General features: G+C 57.0%; 11 protein-coding genes. 2 read left to right on the top strand and 9 right to left on the bottom strand.

Annotated features, from left to right (window positions below; translation table 11 throughout):
• Positions 1-131 precede the first annotated feature (131 nt).
• Positions 132-2780, bottom strand: coding sequence for an aminopeptidase N (gene pepN / locus G6L28_RS03870; RefSeq protein ID WP_174062478.1), 2649 nt, complete (start codon positions 2778-2780; stop codon positions 132-134).
• 375 nt (positions 2781-3155) lie between these two features.
• Complete coding sequence (locus G6L28_RS03865) at positions 3156-4547, bottom strand: methyl-accepting chemotaxis protein (RefSeq protein WP_174062477.1); 1392 nt, start codon at positions 4545-4547, stop codon at positions 3156-3158.
• A gap of 244 nt (positions 4548-4791) precedes the next feature.
• Here G6L28_RS03865 and G6L28_RS03860 point away from each other — a divergent pair, with 244 nt between their 5' ends.
• Together G6L28_RS03860 and G6L28_RS03855 are read left to right on the top strand one after the other, a co-directional pair.
• On the top strand, positions 4792-5730 hold the full coding sequence (locus G6L28_RS03860; RefSeq protein ID WP_174062476.1) for a DMT family transporter: 939 nt from the start codon (positions 4792-4794) through the stop codon (positions 5728-5730).
• A gap of 259 nt (positions 5731-5989) precedes the next feature.
• Entirely contained in the window at positions 5990-6841 is an 852-nt protein-coding gene (locus tag G6L28_RS03855; RefSeq protein ID WP_174062475.1) for a hypothetical protein, read from the top strand.
• A gap of 32 nt (positions 6842-6873) precedes the next feature.
• Here G6L28_RS03855 and G6L28_RS03850 read toward each other — a convergent pair whose 3' ends face one another.
• The 7 genes from G6L28_RS03850 to G6L28_RS03820 all read right to left on the bottom strand — a co-directional run bounded on the left by G6L28_RS03850 (position 6874) and on the right by G6L28_RS03820 (position 15354).
• Positions 6874-7272, bottom strand: coding sequence for a VOC family protein (locus tag G6L28_RS03850; RefSeq protein WP_174062474.1), 399 nt, complete (start codon positions 7270-7272; stop codon positions 6874-6876).
• Positions 7269-7694, bottom strand: a complete 426-nt coding sequence (locus G6L28_RS03845; RefSeq protein WP_174062473.1) for a hypothetical protein — start codon at positions 7692-7694, stop codon at positions 7269-7271. Before G6L28_RS03845 ends, G6L28_RS03850 begins: the two co-directional genes overlap by 4 nt.
• A 15-nt stretch (positions 7695-7709) precedes the next feature.
• On the bottom strand, positions 7710-10640 hold the full coding sequence (locus G6L28_RS03840) for a bifunctional [glutamine synthetase] adenylyltransferase/[glutamine synthetase]-adenylyl-L-tyrosine phosphorylase (RefSeq protein WP_425292650.1): 2931 nt from the start codon (positions 10638-10640) through the stop codon (positions 7710-7712).
• Positions 10641-10742: 102 nt separating this feature from the next.
• Positions 10743-12116 carry a sensor histidine kinase gene (locus tag G6L28_RS03835; RefSeq protein ID WP_174062492.1) on the bottom strand — a complete coding sequence of 458 codons (1374 nt, stop codon included), beginning with the start codon at positions 12114-12116 and terminating at the stop codon, positions 10743-10745.
• Positions 12117-12161: 45 nt separating this feature from the next.
• A complete protein-coding gene (locus G6L28_RS03830) occupies positions 12162-12851 on the bottom strand; it encodes a response regulator transcription factor (protein WP_425292649.1) in 690 nt (229 codons plus the stop codon).
• A gap of 318 nt (positions 12852-13169) precedes the next feature.
• Positions 13170-14732: a Do family serine endopeptidase gene (locus tag G6L28_RS03825; RefSeq protein WP_174062470.1), complete on the bottom strand. Its 1563-nt coding sequence runs from the start codon at positions 14730-14732 to the stop codon at positions 13170-13172.
• 157 nt (positions 14733-14889) lie between these two features.
• Complete coding sequence (locus tag G6L28_RS03820) at positions 14890-15354, bottom strand: cytochrome c-type biogenesis protein (protein ID WP_174062469.1); 465 nt, start codon at positions 15352-15354, stop codon at positions 14890-14892.
• Positions 15355-15434: the final 80 nt, after the last annotated feature.

Raw genomic sequence — 15434 nt, 5'->3', positions numbered from 1 at the left:
CACAATGAATCATTGGCGATTCTGCTTGTCCAGAGCTGGAAGTTAAAAGATTTTTAACCCTTTGAACCGACTCAAACTTTTCTTCGAGTGGTTTCGGCAGCCCGTTTCCAGGCCGCCGAACTGCCGTTACGTCATGCTTTGAGCATGCGTTCAACGATATCCCGAACGTCCGTCGAAAGCGCGGAGGATCGCTCTATGGTTGTAAGAGCCGCCCGTGCGTGATCGGCCCTGACAGACTCCAGTGAGCGCCAGGAGCGCATGGAAGTCAGAATGCGCGCCGCCAGTTGCGGGTTGCGCTTGTCGATGCCGATAATCTGTTCCGCCAGGAACGCGTAGGATTGACCATCTTCACGGTTAAAGCCGGTCGGATTGCCGAATGCAAAGGTGCCGATGAGCGAGCGCACGCGATTCGGATTGGTAGCGCTGAAGTGCTTCGAGGCCATCAGCGATTTGATGCGATCCAGCGCGCCCTCGCCCGGGATGGCAGCCTGAAGCGCGAACCACTTGTCCATGACCAGTGCATTGTCTGAAAAGCGGGCTTCAAAGGTGGCGAGAGCCTGGGTGGCTTCCGGTGCCTGCGGGAAACGCTGCGTGAGAACGCTGAGAGCATGAGCGAGATCGGTCATGTTGCTTGCGTCGACGAAGGCCTTGGCGGCCCGCTCCGGCGTTTCTTCCGCGTAGGAAAGGTAGCTCATGGCGATGTTGCGCAACGACCGGCGACCGGCGCTTTCAGCGTCAGGCGAGTAAGCGCCTTTGTCTTCGAAGCCAGCGAAGAGTGCCTTGAAGGTTTCCAGACCGGACGTCGCGATTGCGCGCATGACGGCCGTGCGGGCCTTGTGGATGGCATCGGGATCGTTGTCGCTGCCGATTTCACGCGCCACATCGCCCTCGCTCGGCAGGGCAAGCGCCTGCGCCCGGAATGCGGGCTCAAGCGTATCGTTGCCCGCGATCTCAACGAGTGCGGCGACGAAGGCCTGATCGACCGAAACCTCAGCACCATTGCGAAGGGCTTCGGTTGCCTTGACGAGATTTGGCATTGCAAGCGCTGTCAGCGCCTGCCAGCGGGAAAACAGGTCGGTTTCATGCCGTGCAATCTGCACCAGATCCTCTGCCGACTGTTCCAGATGCAGGTTGATTGGAGCGGAGAAGCTGCGGTTCAACGATAAGGAAGGCCGCGATGAGATGCCGGAGAAAGTGAAGGTCTGGCTGCGCTCTTTAAGATGCAGAATGCCGTTGTTATAATCTCCACCTTCGACGCTGGAAGGTTCGGCAATCTGGCCGTTGTCCAGAATGAGCGCTGCGGAGAGCGGAATGTGCAGCGGCTCTTTCTTGGTCTGACCCGGCGTTGGTGGAACGGTCTGTTCCAGCGTAAGGGTGAAGGTGGATGACACGGCGTCATAGGCCGTCGATGCGCTGACGAGCGGCGTACCCGCCTGCACATACCAGCGGAAGAACTGGCTGAGATCGCGGCCAGAAGCATCCTCGAAGCACTTGACGAAGTCCTCGACGGTGGCAGCATCGCCGTCGTGACGCTCGAAATAGAGGTCCATGCCCTTGCGGAAGCCGTCTTCCCCCAGGATCGTTGCAATCATGCCGGTGATTTCGGCACCCTTCTCATAGACTGTCGTCGTATAGAAGTTGTTGATTTCGCGGTATTTATCCGGCCGTGGTGGGTGCGCGAGCGGGCCACCATCTTCTGGAAACTGTTCAGACTTCAGATGACGCACATCGGCGATGCGCTTTACCGGGCGCGAACGCATGTCGGACGAGAATTCCTGATCGCGATAAACCGTCAGGCCTTCTTTCAGGCACAGCTGGAACCAGTCGCGGCAGGTGATGCGGTTGCCGGTCCAGTTGTGGAAATATTCATGCGCGATGATGCGTTCGATATTGGCGTAATCGGCATCGGTCGCGGTTTCCGGGTCGGCCAGAACATACTTGTCGTTGAAGACGTTAAGACCCTTGTTCTCCATCGCGCCCATGTTGAAATCCGACACGGCGACGATCATGAAGATATCGAGATCGTATTCACGGCCGAAGCGCTCTTCGTCCCATTTCATGGAGCGTTTCAAGGCGTCCATGGCATAGGCCGCGCGCGGCTCCTTGCCATGTTCGACGTATATCTTCAGCGCGACGTCACGACCCGACATGGTGGTGAATGTGTCTTCAACGATGCCCAGATCACCAGCAACCAGCGCAAAGAGATAGCTCGGCTTGGGATGCGGATCGAACCATGCGGCAAAATGACGGCCTTCGTCGTAGTTGCCGCCACCGAGGAAGTTGCCGTTGGACAGAAGGAAGGTGTTGCCTTCCTTGGCGGCAATGATGGTGATGGTGTAAGGCGCCAGCACATCCGGGCGATCCGGGAAATAGGTGATGCGGCGGAAACCTTCTGCCTCGCACTGGGTGCAATAGACGCCGTTGGTGCGGTAAAGGCCCATCAACTGCGTGTTGGTTTCCGGATTGATGTAATTGGTGACACAGATCTCGAATGGCGTTTCAGCAGGGAGATCGCGGATCGTCAGACTATCCGGTGTCGCATCATATTGCGCGACAGGTAATTCGATCTGGTCCAGAAGCACACTGGAGAGCGTCAATTCGTCACCATCGAGCACCAGAGGAGCCGACGCATCCACGCCTTGGCGGCGATGGAAGATCAGTCGCGCTTCGACCTTGGTGTTCTGGGGATCGAGTTCGAAGGTGAGGTCCACCCGTTCGAGAACGAAATCGGTAGGGCGGTAATCCGCCAGGTGAACGATCTGGCCCGTGTCTGTTCGCATGACTATTCCTGAATGAACCTTGTCTGCCACAATTCAGGTATCATGCCGCATGTCACCTGAAATCGATTAATTTGGGTCACGTTCATGTGAAAATCGCAAGACGTGATGTCCAGCGTAGTTTTGCTAGACGCGCGGTTCAATGGCAGGCAATGAATGTGTCTCGCAGTAACATATCATTCCATTAAATGTTGAACGATTACTGAAGTTACGGCGGTTGCGAAATGATATTATGACAAAACGTTCATTTGGTTAGCGAATTCCTCCTTTTCGAATTGGGCGGGGGGAGTGCGACGGGTATATCCGTAGTAAAACAGGCCCGAATATCGTGAGATATTCGAGCCCGGCAGGCGAACTATGATCGTTGTACTATATGGTTCAGGCTGCGGCCCTGACGGAGGGTCTATAGCTGGCTTCTTCACCAAGCCGGAAAGTACCCGTCAGTTGCGCAATATCCATGGCTTCGCTGGCCAATGCACGCGTTGCCGATGTCGATTCCTCGATCATGGCTGCGTTTTGTTGCGTGGTCTGATCCATCTGGTTGACGGCGGCACTGATTTCGCGAAGCGCATTCGTCTGTTCTGAAGAGGAAACGGAGATTTCCTCGACCAGCTTGCCGAGGTCCTGAACGTGGGCGACGATATGCTGGAGAGCTTCGCCTGTTTGCTGAACCAGCGTAACGCCTCTCCCGACATCCTTTTCTGACTGCTCCACGAGAACTTTAACCTCGCGCGACGCATCGGCGGTCCGTTGCGCCAAGGCGCGGACTTCCTGCGCAACCACCGCAAAACCTTTCCCGCTTTCGCCAGCACGGGCGGCTTCCACGCCAGCATTCAGTGCCAGAAGGTTGGTCTGGAAAGCAATTTCATCGATGACGGACATGATTGTCGAAATGGAACGCGACGAGCTTTCGATACTGGACATTGCATTAGTCGCATCGCTAACGATGGCTCCACCGTTTTCCGCAGCAGCGCGCGCCGATCTCGTCGCCTGCGTTGCCAGCTGAACATTGGCTGTGGTGTTGTGAACCGTTTCGGTGATCTCGGTCACCGCTGCCGCCGTTTGCTCCAGATTGGCGGCCTGACGCTCGATGCGAACCGACATATCCGTGACCGCGTCGGACAGTTCCCCGGCATTGGCACTGATGGAGTTGATGCCGGACGTCACGGTGGAAACCGCGCCCTCCAAGCCTTTGGCAGCCGTGTTGAAGTCCTGGCAGATGGCGCGATAAACGGAAGAGCCTGTTTCCGCAACGCGAATACCCAAATCCCTTTGCGCCAGTTTGCGCAGACCATTTGCGAGCAAATCGAGCGCCTGTTTCTGTTCCAGTGCAGCTCTTTTTTCGGCGTCCTGTGCCTTTTCCTGCTCCTCGCGCAGACGCACCGTCTCCGAAATATCCTGCCAGAAGCAGATGGTTGTCGACTGGCCGTTGATTTCGCTCAGCATCAGTGTGGAATTAACCGGAAACTGACGTCCATCCAGCGTCTGGACGCGCCATTCAAAACGAACCACGCCGTTGCGCTTCAAGACTTCGCGATGCGGGACAATCGCTTCTGCCGATGGAATGCCGCCGGGCTGGTGGGGGACGGAAAAACGGATCGGGTTGAGACCGATCACCTTATCCACCGTGGTACCGATCATTTTCGCCATCGCGTCGTTGCAGGCGACAACCTTGTTATCCATGGTGGCCCAATAGGCATCGGGGGAGTTACGAAAAATGAAGTCCGCGAGGGTCTGCTGCAAGTTATCTTTGGGCGCCTTGAAAAACATTAATACTATCCTGCGGAGGTACGTTAGAGCATTCATGTTATGATTAACGAGTACATACTAAAATTGGTTTAATTATACGTTGTGATTAGTAACAGACCTCGCGCACAGATATGCTTTGCACTCATGCAAACAATGTCACCAAAAAATCGATTCCGATTTGAGGGGTGATGCGCTAAGGTGGGGCTTCTGAAAATCTCGTGCCGTGAGGCACGCCGCCTGCCGCTCGTTGAAAGTCGCTTTTCATATGAATGCCGCCGCCAGTAATCCCTTTCGGGGCATTAGCTTCAAACTGCTATCCGTCGCTTTTTTTCTCATCATGCAGACCTGCATCAAGGCAGCCGGGCCGAATATCCCAGCGGGAGAAATCAGCTTTTTTCGTTCGACATTCGCTATCGTTCCGATTGTCATCTACCTGTTGTGGCTGCGCAGCCTCCCAAGCGCTTTTCATACCAACAATCTTGCCGGACATTTCAAGCGCGGCTTCCTTGGCATCCTTTCGATGATTTGCGGATTTTATGGGCTGACGTTGTTGCCGCTGCCGGAGTTCATTGCCATCGGCTATGCGTCGCCTTTGATGGCAGTCGTTTTTGCCGCCCTTCTCTTGGGTGAAAATGTGCGTGTCTATCGCTGGTCCGCCGTTTTGGTCGGTATGACAGGTGTCGTCATTATCCTGTGGCCCAAACTTACATTGCTACGCCAAGGTGGTTTTGCTGCCGATGAGGGTATCGGCGCTCTGGCGGTGCTCGTTGGCGCAGTTCTTGGTGGACTTGCGATGGTGCAGGTGCGTCAATTGGTGGTAACGGAAAAAACAGCGACGATCGTTTTGTATTTTTCGCTGACCGGCAGTCTTATATCGGCTGTCAGCCTGCCATTCGACTGGGCATGGCTGGACTGGAAGCAGACCTCGCTTCTGGTATCCTGCGGTATTGCGGGGGGAATTGCCCAGATTTTGCTGACCGAAAGCTACCGCCACGCAGAGGTGTCGACGATTGCGCCGTTTGAATACAGCTCAATCCTGTTCGGCATCGTTGTCTCTTACATCTTGTTCGGGGACGTGCCGACAGTCACAATGTTGATCGGGACGTCAATCGTCATATCGGCTGGCATATTCATTATCTTCCGCGAACATCGGCTTGGATTGGCGCGAAAAGCCGCGCGAAAGGCGTCCACGCCTCAAGGATGATGAATCAGCCGCGCTCGCCTCTCCCGCGCTGTGGCATTTCAATGTGTTTGCGGACAAACGGCATTGTTTTTTTTGAAAATTTTATTCAATAAACGTGGAGTAACAGTTTGCGTGATATCCGACTTGTAGACTCTGTTCGACGCATATCGATTTTATAAAACCGCTGCATCGATCTACCGTGGCGGAATTGGATTGCTGGGGCTCCTCCATTGCACGACAGGTATCACGACGTTGGATTTCGAACCTCGCAGGACATGCGATGACGGTTTCCTATGCCGAACTCGTCGCAGCGCCGGAACTACTCGCAGCCGTCAGAAACCTGGCCCGCAACCTTCGATCGGCCTATGATGAAAACCCTCGCATCGCGCGGCTTCTGTCAGCCCACCAGAAATGGCTTCTGACCCAGGCCGGCATGGCGCTTAACCTTGAGATCGGACCGCGCGGTTTCACCGTGGCGCAACTGCGTGAACTGGTAACGCCAAATGGTATCGCCAGCCGCAATACCGTGCAGAACTACCTCGATCAGCTCGAAATCTATCGTTACATCGAAAAGGCCGCAGGACTTCGCCCAAAGCGATACAGGGCAACGCCAATCAGTGAACAGATGATGTTTCGCTGGCATGCCGCCAATCTGATGGTTCTCGATGGCATGGATGCAGGCACGCGATTGGAAGAGCTGATGGCAAGACCAGACATCTTCAGCCTGGCACAACCGCTGACCGCGCGCGCCTGCCTTGCCGACAAGAACTGGATCGAACCTCCCGAACGCGTGGGCCTTTTTCTGTGGACGGAGGCAGGGGCGCTCGTGATGGATGAGTTCATCAGCCGTATCGAGGACGCAGACCGGAAAAAACAGCGCATCGATATCGGCTTTGTGGATGCAAGGGCTATGGCCGCCGATTTCATGATGTCACGGACCCACCTGCAGCGTCTCCTCAACAGTGCGGCAGCGCAGGGAACGATCGGCTGGCACGACGATAGCCCCCGCAGCGGCATGTGGTTCTCAGGGGATTTTCTGGAGGAATACTGCCGTTGGCAGGCCCGGAAATTTATACACGTCAATGACGCCTTTCAGGCGGCGAAGGCTTCTCTCGACAGAGCTTCCAGCTAGAGAATTTCCTGAAAACGCCAAAACGCTCTTGCTCAACTCGCCTTACTGGCATCGTAGCAAACGAACGCAATCTTGTTGCCGTCCGGGTCGCGGATATAGGCCGCATAGAACCCTTCGCCATAGTCTGGCCGCAGACCCGGCGCGCCCTCATCCGCACCACCGTTGGACATGCCGATTTCATATAGCCTGTCGATCTTGTCGGAACTGTTGATGAGAAAAGCGGTCATCACGCCATTGCCGACATTGGCCTTGTCTCCGTTGAAGGGGTAGCCGGTAGCAAAGCGCGGCGCATTGGCATCGGACTTGTCGCCCCAGAAAGCGACCTGCTCGTCCTTGAAGCACTGCTTCAAACCCATCTCGGCAAAAACCGCATCGTAAAACTCAACGGCACGGTCGAGATCTCGCGTGCCGACCATCGTGTATCCGATCATTCTGTAAACCCTTCGTCTTTTTCCTGCTGCCGCCGCGCGGCGATAGCGCGCTCTATTGCGGGGGCGGCGTGCTCGTTGAACCACGCCGTCATTTTTTGAGACTGCAACGCCGTAAAAGTGTCTCCTCCACCGGCGCCAATCATCTCCGCGGCTGCTTGGACGGTGGACACAAGAATCCGCGCGGTTTCCGAAACATAGGCTGCGTTTATCCCGACATCGTGCCTGTGGCGAATGATGGCGTAACGCAGACTTTCAGGAGCAGTCCACGCGCTTGTCAGCAAGTCCTGAACGCTCACCGGCTGACCGATTACATCGATCACGGCATCACGATCAGTCTCTTTGTAGCCACTTGCCTCAATCCGTTCGCACGTGTCGATAGCGGCATTCAGCAGCTCTCTTATCAGCTTCCAGTTGGTGTCCATTGCTAATCCTACAATCTAGACGCCATCTTTCACAACCTGCGAAAAACTCTTACGCACGGTTTTCGACAGCCGCTTCACTTCGCTTTCCAGTGTCGAAATATCCGGGCAATCACCGGCGCGGCAGACGAGGTCGACAAGTCCTGCGGGAGCCTCCTTCGGTTCGAACTCGCTGTCGATGCAAAGGCGGATGATCTGCGAGAGTTCTGTGAAAAGCCGCATCGCCGCGATGCAATCGTCAAAGGCCTGCGCATCCATCGCGGCAGGCGCAATGCGCTTCAGAACGTCTGCGGTGCTTTCACCCGGCTTATGCAATGGCAGTTCTTTTGCAGGGGCGACCAGCGTCAGATACTGCGCGATGAACTCCAGATCGACCAGCCCGCCGGGAATGAGCTTGAAGTCCCAGCTATTGGCGGGCGGCTTTTCGTCACCGATCAGCTTTCGCATTTCCAGCACGTCGGCGGCGATTTTTGCGACGTCGCGTTTTTGAGAAAGCACCGAAGCGATAATGCCTTCTGCATCCTCGATCAGCGAAACATCGCCGCAAATCAGCCGAGCGCGGGAGAGCGCCAGATGCTCCCATGTCCACGCCTCTTCACGCTGGTATTTCTCGAACGTAGCGATGCGCGTCGCCACCGGCCCCTTGTTGCCGGAAGGGCGAAGCCGCATATCCACTTCGTAGAGAACGCCTTCGGCAGTCGGTGCGGAGAGAGCCGAGATCAGCCGTTGCGTTACGCGGGTGAAATAACGCACCGCATCCAGCGGCTTCGCCCCATCGGATTCCGTGACCCCATCGTCGTAATCGTAAAGCAAAATCAAGTCGACGTCAGAACCGGCGGTCAGCTCGAATGAGCCGAGCTTGCCCATGCCAACCACGGTTACCCGGCCACTCGGATATGTGCCATGCGCGGTTTCCATCTCAGCCAGCACCGCTTTCAAGCAGTTTTCGATGACCAGATCGGCAAGGTGCGTGAAAGTACGCGCCGCCACCTGGCCGGAGATTGCCCCCGTCAGCAGCCGCACGCCGATCAGGAAACGTTGCTCCGCAGCAAAGATGCGCAGCCGGTCCAGCACATCCTCGTAGTGACGCGCAGGTGCGAGAAAGCCGTCCATCCGCTCCAACAGATAATCGCGCGTCGGAATCTCTGTCATCAGTGCCGGGTCCAGCATTCCATCGAAAACATGCGGTCGCGCTGCGATGATTTCGGCCAGCCTCGGCGCAGACGACATGATCTTCACCAGCAGCGAGAGCAGCGCCGGATTGTTGCCAAGCAGAGAGAAGAGCTGGATGCCTGCGGGGAGACCGGATAGAAAATTATCGAAACGCAACAGAGCTTCATCCGCCCGCTTGCTCGCGCCAAAGGCCTTCAGCAGGTCCGGTGTCAATTCGGTCAGCCGCTCGCGCGCCTCCACAGATTGCGTTGCCCGGTAACGCCCATTGTGCCATGTGCGAATGACGCGCGACATGTCTTCGGGACGCTCGAAGCCAAGCCGTGCCAAAGTCTTCAGCGTATCGGGGTCATCCTTCTGACCGGTGAAGACGAGATTACCGCTCTCGCCGGAAAGCCTGGTTTCCTGCTCGAACAGGGCGGAATATTTCCGCTCCACCAGCCGCAACACTTCCTCCAATTTCTGCGAAAATGCCTTGGTATCTGCAAAGCCCAGCATGAAAGCGATCCGCTTCAACTCCGCTTCCGTTTCCGGCAAAATATGAGTCTGCTCGTCTCGCACCATCTGGATGCGGTGCTCGACTTCGCGCAGAAACCAGTAGGCATCCTTCAAGCTGTCACGCGTACCTGCATCGATCCATTTTGCGTCCGTCAGAGCGCAAAGCGCTTCTTCGGTCGAACGCACCCGCAGCGGCGCCATTCGCCCGCCTGCGATCAACTGCTGTGTCTGTGCAAAGAACTCGATCTCGCGAATGCCGCCGCGCCCCAGCTTGACGTTATGCCCCTTCACCGCAATAGCCCCATGCCCCTTATGGGCATGGATCTGCCGCTTGATGGAATGAATGTCGGCAATCGCCGCATAGTCGAGATATTTACGAAACACGAAAGGCGTCAGTTCCCGCAGGAAATTCTCGCCCGCCTTGATGTCCCCCGCCACCGGTCTGGCCTTGATGTAAGCCGCTCGCTCCCAATTCTGTCCCCTGCCCTCATAATAGAGCAGCGCGGCCTCTACCGGGATGGCAAGCGGCGTCGAACCGGGGTCGGGCCGCAGGCGAAGGTCGGTGCGGAACACATATCCATCCGCCGTCCGCTCCTGCATGATGCGGATAAGTCTGCGCATCATCCGCCCGAAGGTCTCCAGCGCATCCAGTGGATCGGGAACGATACCGGCAGAAGGCTCGAAGAACACCACGGCGTCGATGTCAGAGGAGTAATTCAGCTCTCGCGCACCCAGCTTGCCCATGCCCAGGACAACCAGACCGGAATGCTCACTCGGCATATCCGGGTTTATCAGTTTCAGCTTTCCATTATTGTGGTTGGCAAGCAGCAGATGATCGATCGCCGCCGCAAGCGCCGCATCGGCCATATCGCTCAGCCACAGCGTCGTGTCGCGCGCCGTAAAGATGCGCCCAAGGTCGGCCAGTGCCGCGATGAAGGAAAGCCGTCGCTTGGCAACACGCAGTCGCGTCATCACCTCCGCTTCGGTCGGCACATTACCATCCTCGCCCGGACGCCAGCAATGACGCGCTTCGGCCACCAGATCGCCCAATGCCTTTTCCACGGGCTCCGAAATCGCCAGCGTCAACAACCCTTCATCCGCAACGGCGGCGTCCCGCAAATAGGGAGACAGTGTGAAAGCATTGGCCATGAAATGCTTGAGCTTGCTGTCCCCCACCAGAAGCTCAGCCACGGCGGGTTCGCGCTTACCGATGTCCTTAAGGGAGGAGAGAACCGATTTCAGTTCTGCTTGCGTAAAGGCCCGGATAGCGTCCGGCTGCACCTCATCGAGCCGCCTCTCGGCAGTTACGGCTTCTGTCAAAGTCTCTCTCCCTTTGTCGGTGAATGCCGCCTCTCGGATTCGGCTTCATCGTTGAAGGAGACTTTAAGGGCTGGAAACCGGAAAAACCATCGAAACCGTCAGACCCGGCGACTGCTGATTGTCCGGGACGGTATCGGAAAGCTGGAGAACGCCGCCGTGAAGCTCCATGACAGCCTCCACTAACGAAAGGCCCAAACCTGTTCCGGGCTTGGAGCGGCTCTCATCCAGCCGAACGAAGCGCTTGATGACCTCAGCCCGTTTCTCGGACGGCACGCCCGGCCCGTTATCGGCAACGGACAGAACGATGCCCTCATGACCTTGAGAAAGCCGAACGACGAGCTTTTTCTCGCCCTCTTGCCCAGCGGCATATTTGATGGCGTTGTCGATGAGGTTGGTCAGCGCCTGGCCTATCAATTCACGATTTCCCTTTACGATCAGGCCGGGCGCGATGTCCGCCGTCAGCGCCAGCCCTTCCTCGTCTGCAACAGGCTCGTAAAGCTCCGCACTGTCGGCAGCGATGGCGGAAATATCCACATCGGTCATCTCCGCTGCAATCGACCCCGCCTCTACGCGGGAGATCATGAGAAGCGCGTTGAAGGTGCGGATTAGCTGGTCGGATTCGGCAATGATACCCTCGAGCGCTGCCCTTCGCTTACCTTCATCACGATCTTCCAGCGCGTCCGCCGCCTTGTTTCTCAGGCGCGTCAGCGGTGTCTTGAGATCGTGGGCGATGTTGTCGGAAACCTGCCGCAAGCCCTCATTCAGCTTTTCGATGCGCCCCAACATGGCGTTGAGAGAACCCGATAGCCGGTCGAACTCGTCACCGGCCCGCCCTTGCGGGAGCCGCTGCGAAAGATCACCCGCCATGATCTTCTTGGTCGCCGCCGACATGCGATCGATGCGTTTGAGGGCGTTGCGACCGATTGCGAACCAAATCAGGACCGCACCACCACCCATGATGGCCAGAGCGACCATCAGCGCGTTGCGTACCAGCAGGCGAAATTTCGTCGGCTCGCCCAGATCCCGTCCCACGAGAATACGCAGGCCATTATCAAGAGTGAAGACATTGGCCGTCGCCATGTGCTTTACGGTGTCGCCGGTTTCGGAATAGCGTTCATAGCGGAATGGAAACTCCGTCCATCCCTCCCGGTCGAAAACGCCTGGCTGCACGGAAGCAACGTTCCCGGCCAGAATCTCGCCATTCGGACCTGCAATCACATAAAGGCCAGCGCCCGGCTGACGCGCGCGACGCTCCATCATCCGCAACAGCGGATTGATGCCTCCGCGATTATAGACGCGCTGGACATCGCCCACCTCCTGCTGCACGGCGTCCTGCGTCTGCTGGTTCAGCAGGCGCTCCGAGAGAGCCGTGACGTAGAAGACGAGGAAGGCAGCGCAGAGCGCAAACAGCAGAATATAAAGTGCAGACAGCCGCATGGCTGCGGACCGGAACAACATACGCACACGGTCCCTGAACAAGGCTTACCCCTCGTCCTTCATCATGTAACCCGCGCCGCGTATGGTCTTAAGCAGCGGCTTTTCGAAATCCTTCTCGATCTTCGAGCGAAGGCGGGAGACATGCACATCGATGACATTGGTCTGCGGGTCGAAATGGTAATCCCACACATTTTCCAGAAGCATGGTGCGGGTCACGACCTGTCCGGCATTCTTCATCAGATATTCCAGCAGGCGATATTCCCTCGGCTGAAGCAGTATTTCCTTGCCGCCACGGCGCACGTCATGGGAAAGGCGGTCCAGTTCCAGATCGCCGACCCGGCACACCATGTCCTGCTCCGGCTTGCCCTTGCGGCGGCCCAAAACCTCGATGCGGGCCAGAAGTTCGCTGAACGCATAGGGCTTCGGCAGATAATCGTCTCCACCGGCCTTAAGACCCGTCACGCGGTCGTCCACCTGCCCCAGCGCGGAAAGTATCAGCACAGGCGTTTCGATACCGCGACGGCGCAGCTCGGAAATGACGGACAGCCCATCCCGGCGCGGCAGCATCCGGTCTATCACCATGACGTCATAGGAATTCTCGCAGCCCATAAACAGGCCGCTTTCGCCATCGCTGGCGTGGTCTGCCACAATCCCGGCTTCACGGAACGCCTTGGTCATATAGGCTGCGGCTTCCAGATCATCTTCAATGACAAGAATCTTCATGTGCGGAACCATAGCGTCGGCTCCCTCTGCCGCACAACCGGAAACAGGTGTGCCGTCAACGTTATGCAGATTACTTTCCATAAGATGCGCTCCTGATCGATTTGTCCGGCTAAGAAGAAAAGGAGTTAAGTCTTCGACAGCTGCTAACTCCGCCATCGCTCTGGTTTTGCACCACCACCGTCAGGTTCAGGTGATCACAGACGTTACATTTTGCGCAACGTCATCCTCGGGCTTGTCCCGAGGATCTGACGAACCCCAACGTCAACGTGGTTAGATCCTCGGGACAAGCCCGAGGATGACGTCAGAGTGTTTGGTAGACTTCCTTGCTCATCAACCCTGGTCGATATCCAGAGCAATGAAGCGGCTGCCATCGTCCGTCTGGATCTGGAACAGCGCCTTGGAGCGACCGTCCTTCTTGGCCTGTTCGAGAACCTTCTCGACATCGGCAGCGGAAGCAACCTGCTGGTTGTTGACGGAGGTGATGCGCTCGCCGGCCTTGAGACCACGAGCGGCGGCATCGGAGTCAGGATCGACATCGGTGATCGCAAGGCCGGTTCCATCATCCGAAGGAGCAACCGTCAGTCCGAGGCTGGACAGCGCCTTTTCGGTGGACGACTGTCCGCTATTGTCCTCGCTTTGGCTCTGCGTCGCCTTGGATGCGTCGTCGCTTGCCATATCGCCGAGTGTCACGCTGACAGACTGCGACTTGCCGGAACGCCAGAGCGAAAGCTCGACCTTGCTGTTCGGTGCAAGAGCGCCGATCCGGCGGGACAGGTCACGCGCGTCCTTGATAGGATCGCCGTTGACGGCGGTGATAATGTCGCCCTGCTTGATGCCAGCCTTGTCACCTGGCGAACCTGCTTGCGGTGCCACGACCAGCGCGCCACTTGCCTCGGAAAGACCAAGCGATTCGGCAATATCCTTGCTCACCGGCTGGATTTGTACGCCCAGCCAGCCACGCTCGACCTTACCGTCCTTGATCAGATCCTGCACCACGTCCTTGGCAACCGTCGAGGAAATGGCAAAGGCGATACCGACATTGCCGCCGGAAGGAGAGAAGATAGCGGTGTTGATACCAACGACTTCGCCGTTGAGGTTGAATGCCGGACCACCCGAGTTGCCACGGTTTACCGCGGCGTCGATCTGGAGATAATCGTCGTAAGGGCCGGAGCCGATATCACGCCCACGCGCCGAAATGATGCCGGATGTTACCGTGCCGCCAAGACCGAACGGATTACCGACGGCAACCACCCAGTCACCGACCCGGATTTTGCTGTCATCGGCAAACTTCACATAGGTGAACTTGCGGTTCACATCGACTTTGAGCACCGCAAGGTCAGTGCGGCTGTCACGTCCCACGAGTTTCGCGTCGAGTTCCGTGCCATCATTCATAACCACTGTGTAGGCGGAGCCGTCATCGACGACGTGGTTATTGGTCACGATGTAACCGTCTTCGGAGATAAAGAAGCCGGAGCCCTGAGCGACGGGGCGAAGCGGACCTTTACCATCACGATGACGGTTCGGCCCACGATCGGCGCGCTTGTCATCGCCAGATCCAGGACCACCGAACTCCTTGAAGAAGCGCTTCAGCGGATGGTCGTCGGGCAGCTGGTCCAAGCCGCGCCCACCGAAATTGAAGGAGAAATTGCTGTTATCGTCGGAGGTCTGCTGCACGTTGGATTGGACGCGGACGGAAACAACGGCAGGCGAAACGGCATCGACCACATTGGCGAAGCTCGGAACCTGCGGCGCAGTCACATCTACGGGTGCGGCAAAGGAATGTACGATTGGTCCTGCAACGCCCGTCGTCAGCATGAGGGCAGCAAGACCACCGACGGCGGAAGACTTGAGGATCGTCTTCAACGAGGTACGTCCGTTTTGCATATTAGACATGGGTACTACCTTCTTTCTTCATTCAGACTGGAACCCGGCGAAACCGGGAAAGCGGTGGATGAAGAAAGATATAGGAGCCCTCACCTTACAACGAAGTGTCTGAGGAATGAAAAATCCGTAATGTTGGCAAAAGGATTCGAACGAACGTGCTAAGCTGTTATTTTTGAAGGAGCTCTTGGATACGTCTCTCTTCATCGACCGTCAGCTTTTGCCCTTCCGGCAATGCTGCCCTTCGGCGCGTAAAGATGAAAACCGCAAAGATGCCGACGAGAATGAGCCCAATCGGCGCACCCCACAGAAGCACTGTTCTGGCGCTGAGGCGCGGCTTCAACAGCACGAACTCACCGTAACGCGAAACGACGTAATCCAGCACGGCCTCGTTGCTATCGCCTTGCGTCAGACGCTCGCGCACCAGCACGCGAAGATCGCGCGCCAACTCCGCATTACTGTCATCGATGGACTGGTTCTGGCACACCATGCAGCGCAGTTGCACGGTCAAATTCCGTGCGCGGGCTTCGAGCGCCGGGTCAGATAGAACCTCGTCGGGATTGAAGGCAAATGCGGGGAGGGTCGAGAACAGGAGCATGAGAAGGAGTGAAAACCTCGCTCCTATTCTCCTCATTCCTGTGCTCGTCACAGGAATCCAGCGCAGGCGCGTCCGCGCCGGAGAAGACTCTTTTGCGTCCAAGGACTTGGACGCAC

Origin of the sequence: Agrobacterium larrymoorei, assembly GCF_013322225.1 — a bacterium.
Lineage (GTDB): Bacteria > Pseudomonadota > Alphaproteobacteria > Rhizobiales > Rhizobiaceae > Agrobacterium > Agrobacterium larrymoorei_A.
The sequence above is the reverse complement of the archived record's forward strand: the minus strand, read 5'-3'. Positions and strand labels throughout refer to the sequence as shown.

Coding starts and splice junctions, on each gene's coding strand:
- G6L28_RS03850 (WP_174062474.1), bottom strand. CDS start 7,272: ATGATCGGATACACGATGGTCGGCACGCGAGATCTCGACCGTGCCGTT.
- G6L28_RS03865 (WP_174062477.1), bottom strand. CDS start 4,547: ATGTTTTTCAAGGCGCCCAAAGATAACTTGCAGCAGACCCTCGCGGAC.
- pepN (WP_174062478.1), bottom strand. CDS start 2,780: ATGCGAACAGACACGGGCCAGATCGTTCACCTGGCGGATTACCGCCCT.
- G6L28_RS03820 (WP_174062469.1), bottom strand. CDS start 15,354: ATGAGGAGAATAGGAGCGAGGTTTTCACTCCTTCTCATGCTCCTGTTC.
- G6L28_RS03845 (WP_174062473.1), bottom strand. CDS start 7,694: ATGGACACCAACTGGAAGCTGATAAGAGAGCTGCTGAATGCCGCTATC.
- G6L28_RS03860 (WP_174062476.1), top strand. CDS start 4,792: ATGAATGCCGCCGCCAGTAATCCCTTTCGGGGCATTAGCTTCAAACTG.
- G6L28_RS03825 (WP_174062470.1), bottom strand. CDS start 14,732: ATGTCTAATATGCAAAACGGACGTACCTCGTTGAAGACGATCCTCAAG.
- G6L28_RS03830 (WP_425292649.1), bottom strand. CDS start 12,851: ATGGTTCCGCACATGAAGATTCTTGTCATTGAAGATGATCTGGAAGCC.
- G6L28_RS03855 (WP_174062475.1), top strand. CDS start 5,990: ATGACGGTTTCCTATGCCGAACTCGTCGCAGCGCCGGAACTACTCGCA.
- G6L28_RS03835 (WP_174062492.1), bottom strand. CDS start 12,116: ATGCGGCTGTCTGCACTTTATATTCTGCTGTTTGCGCTCTGCGCTGCC.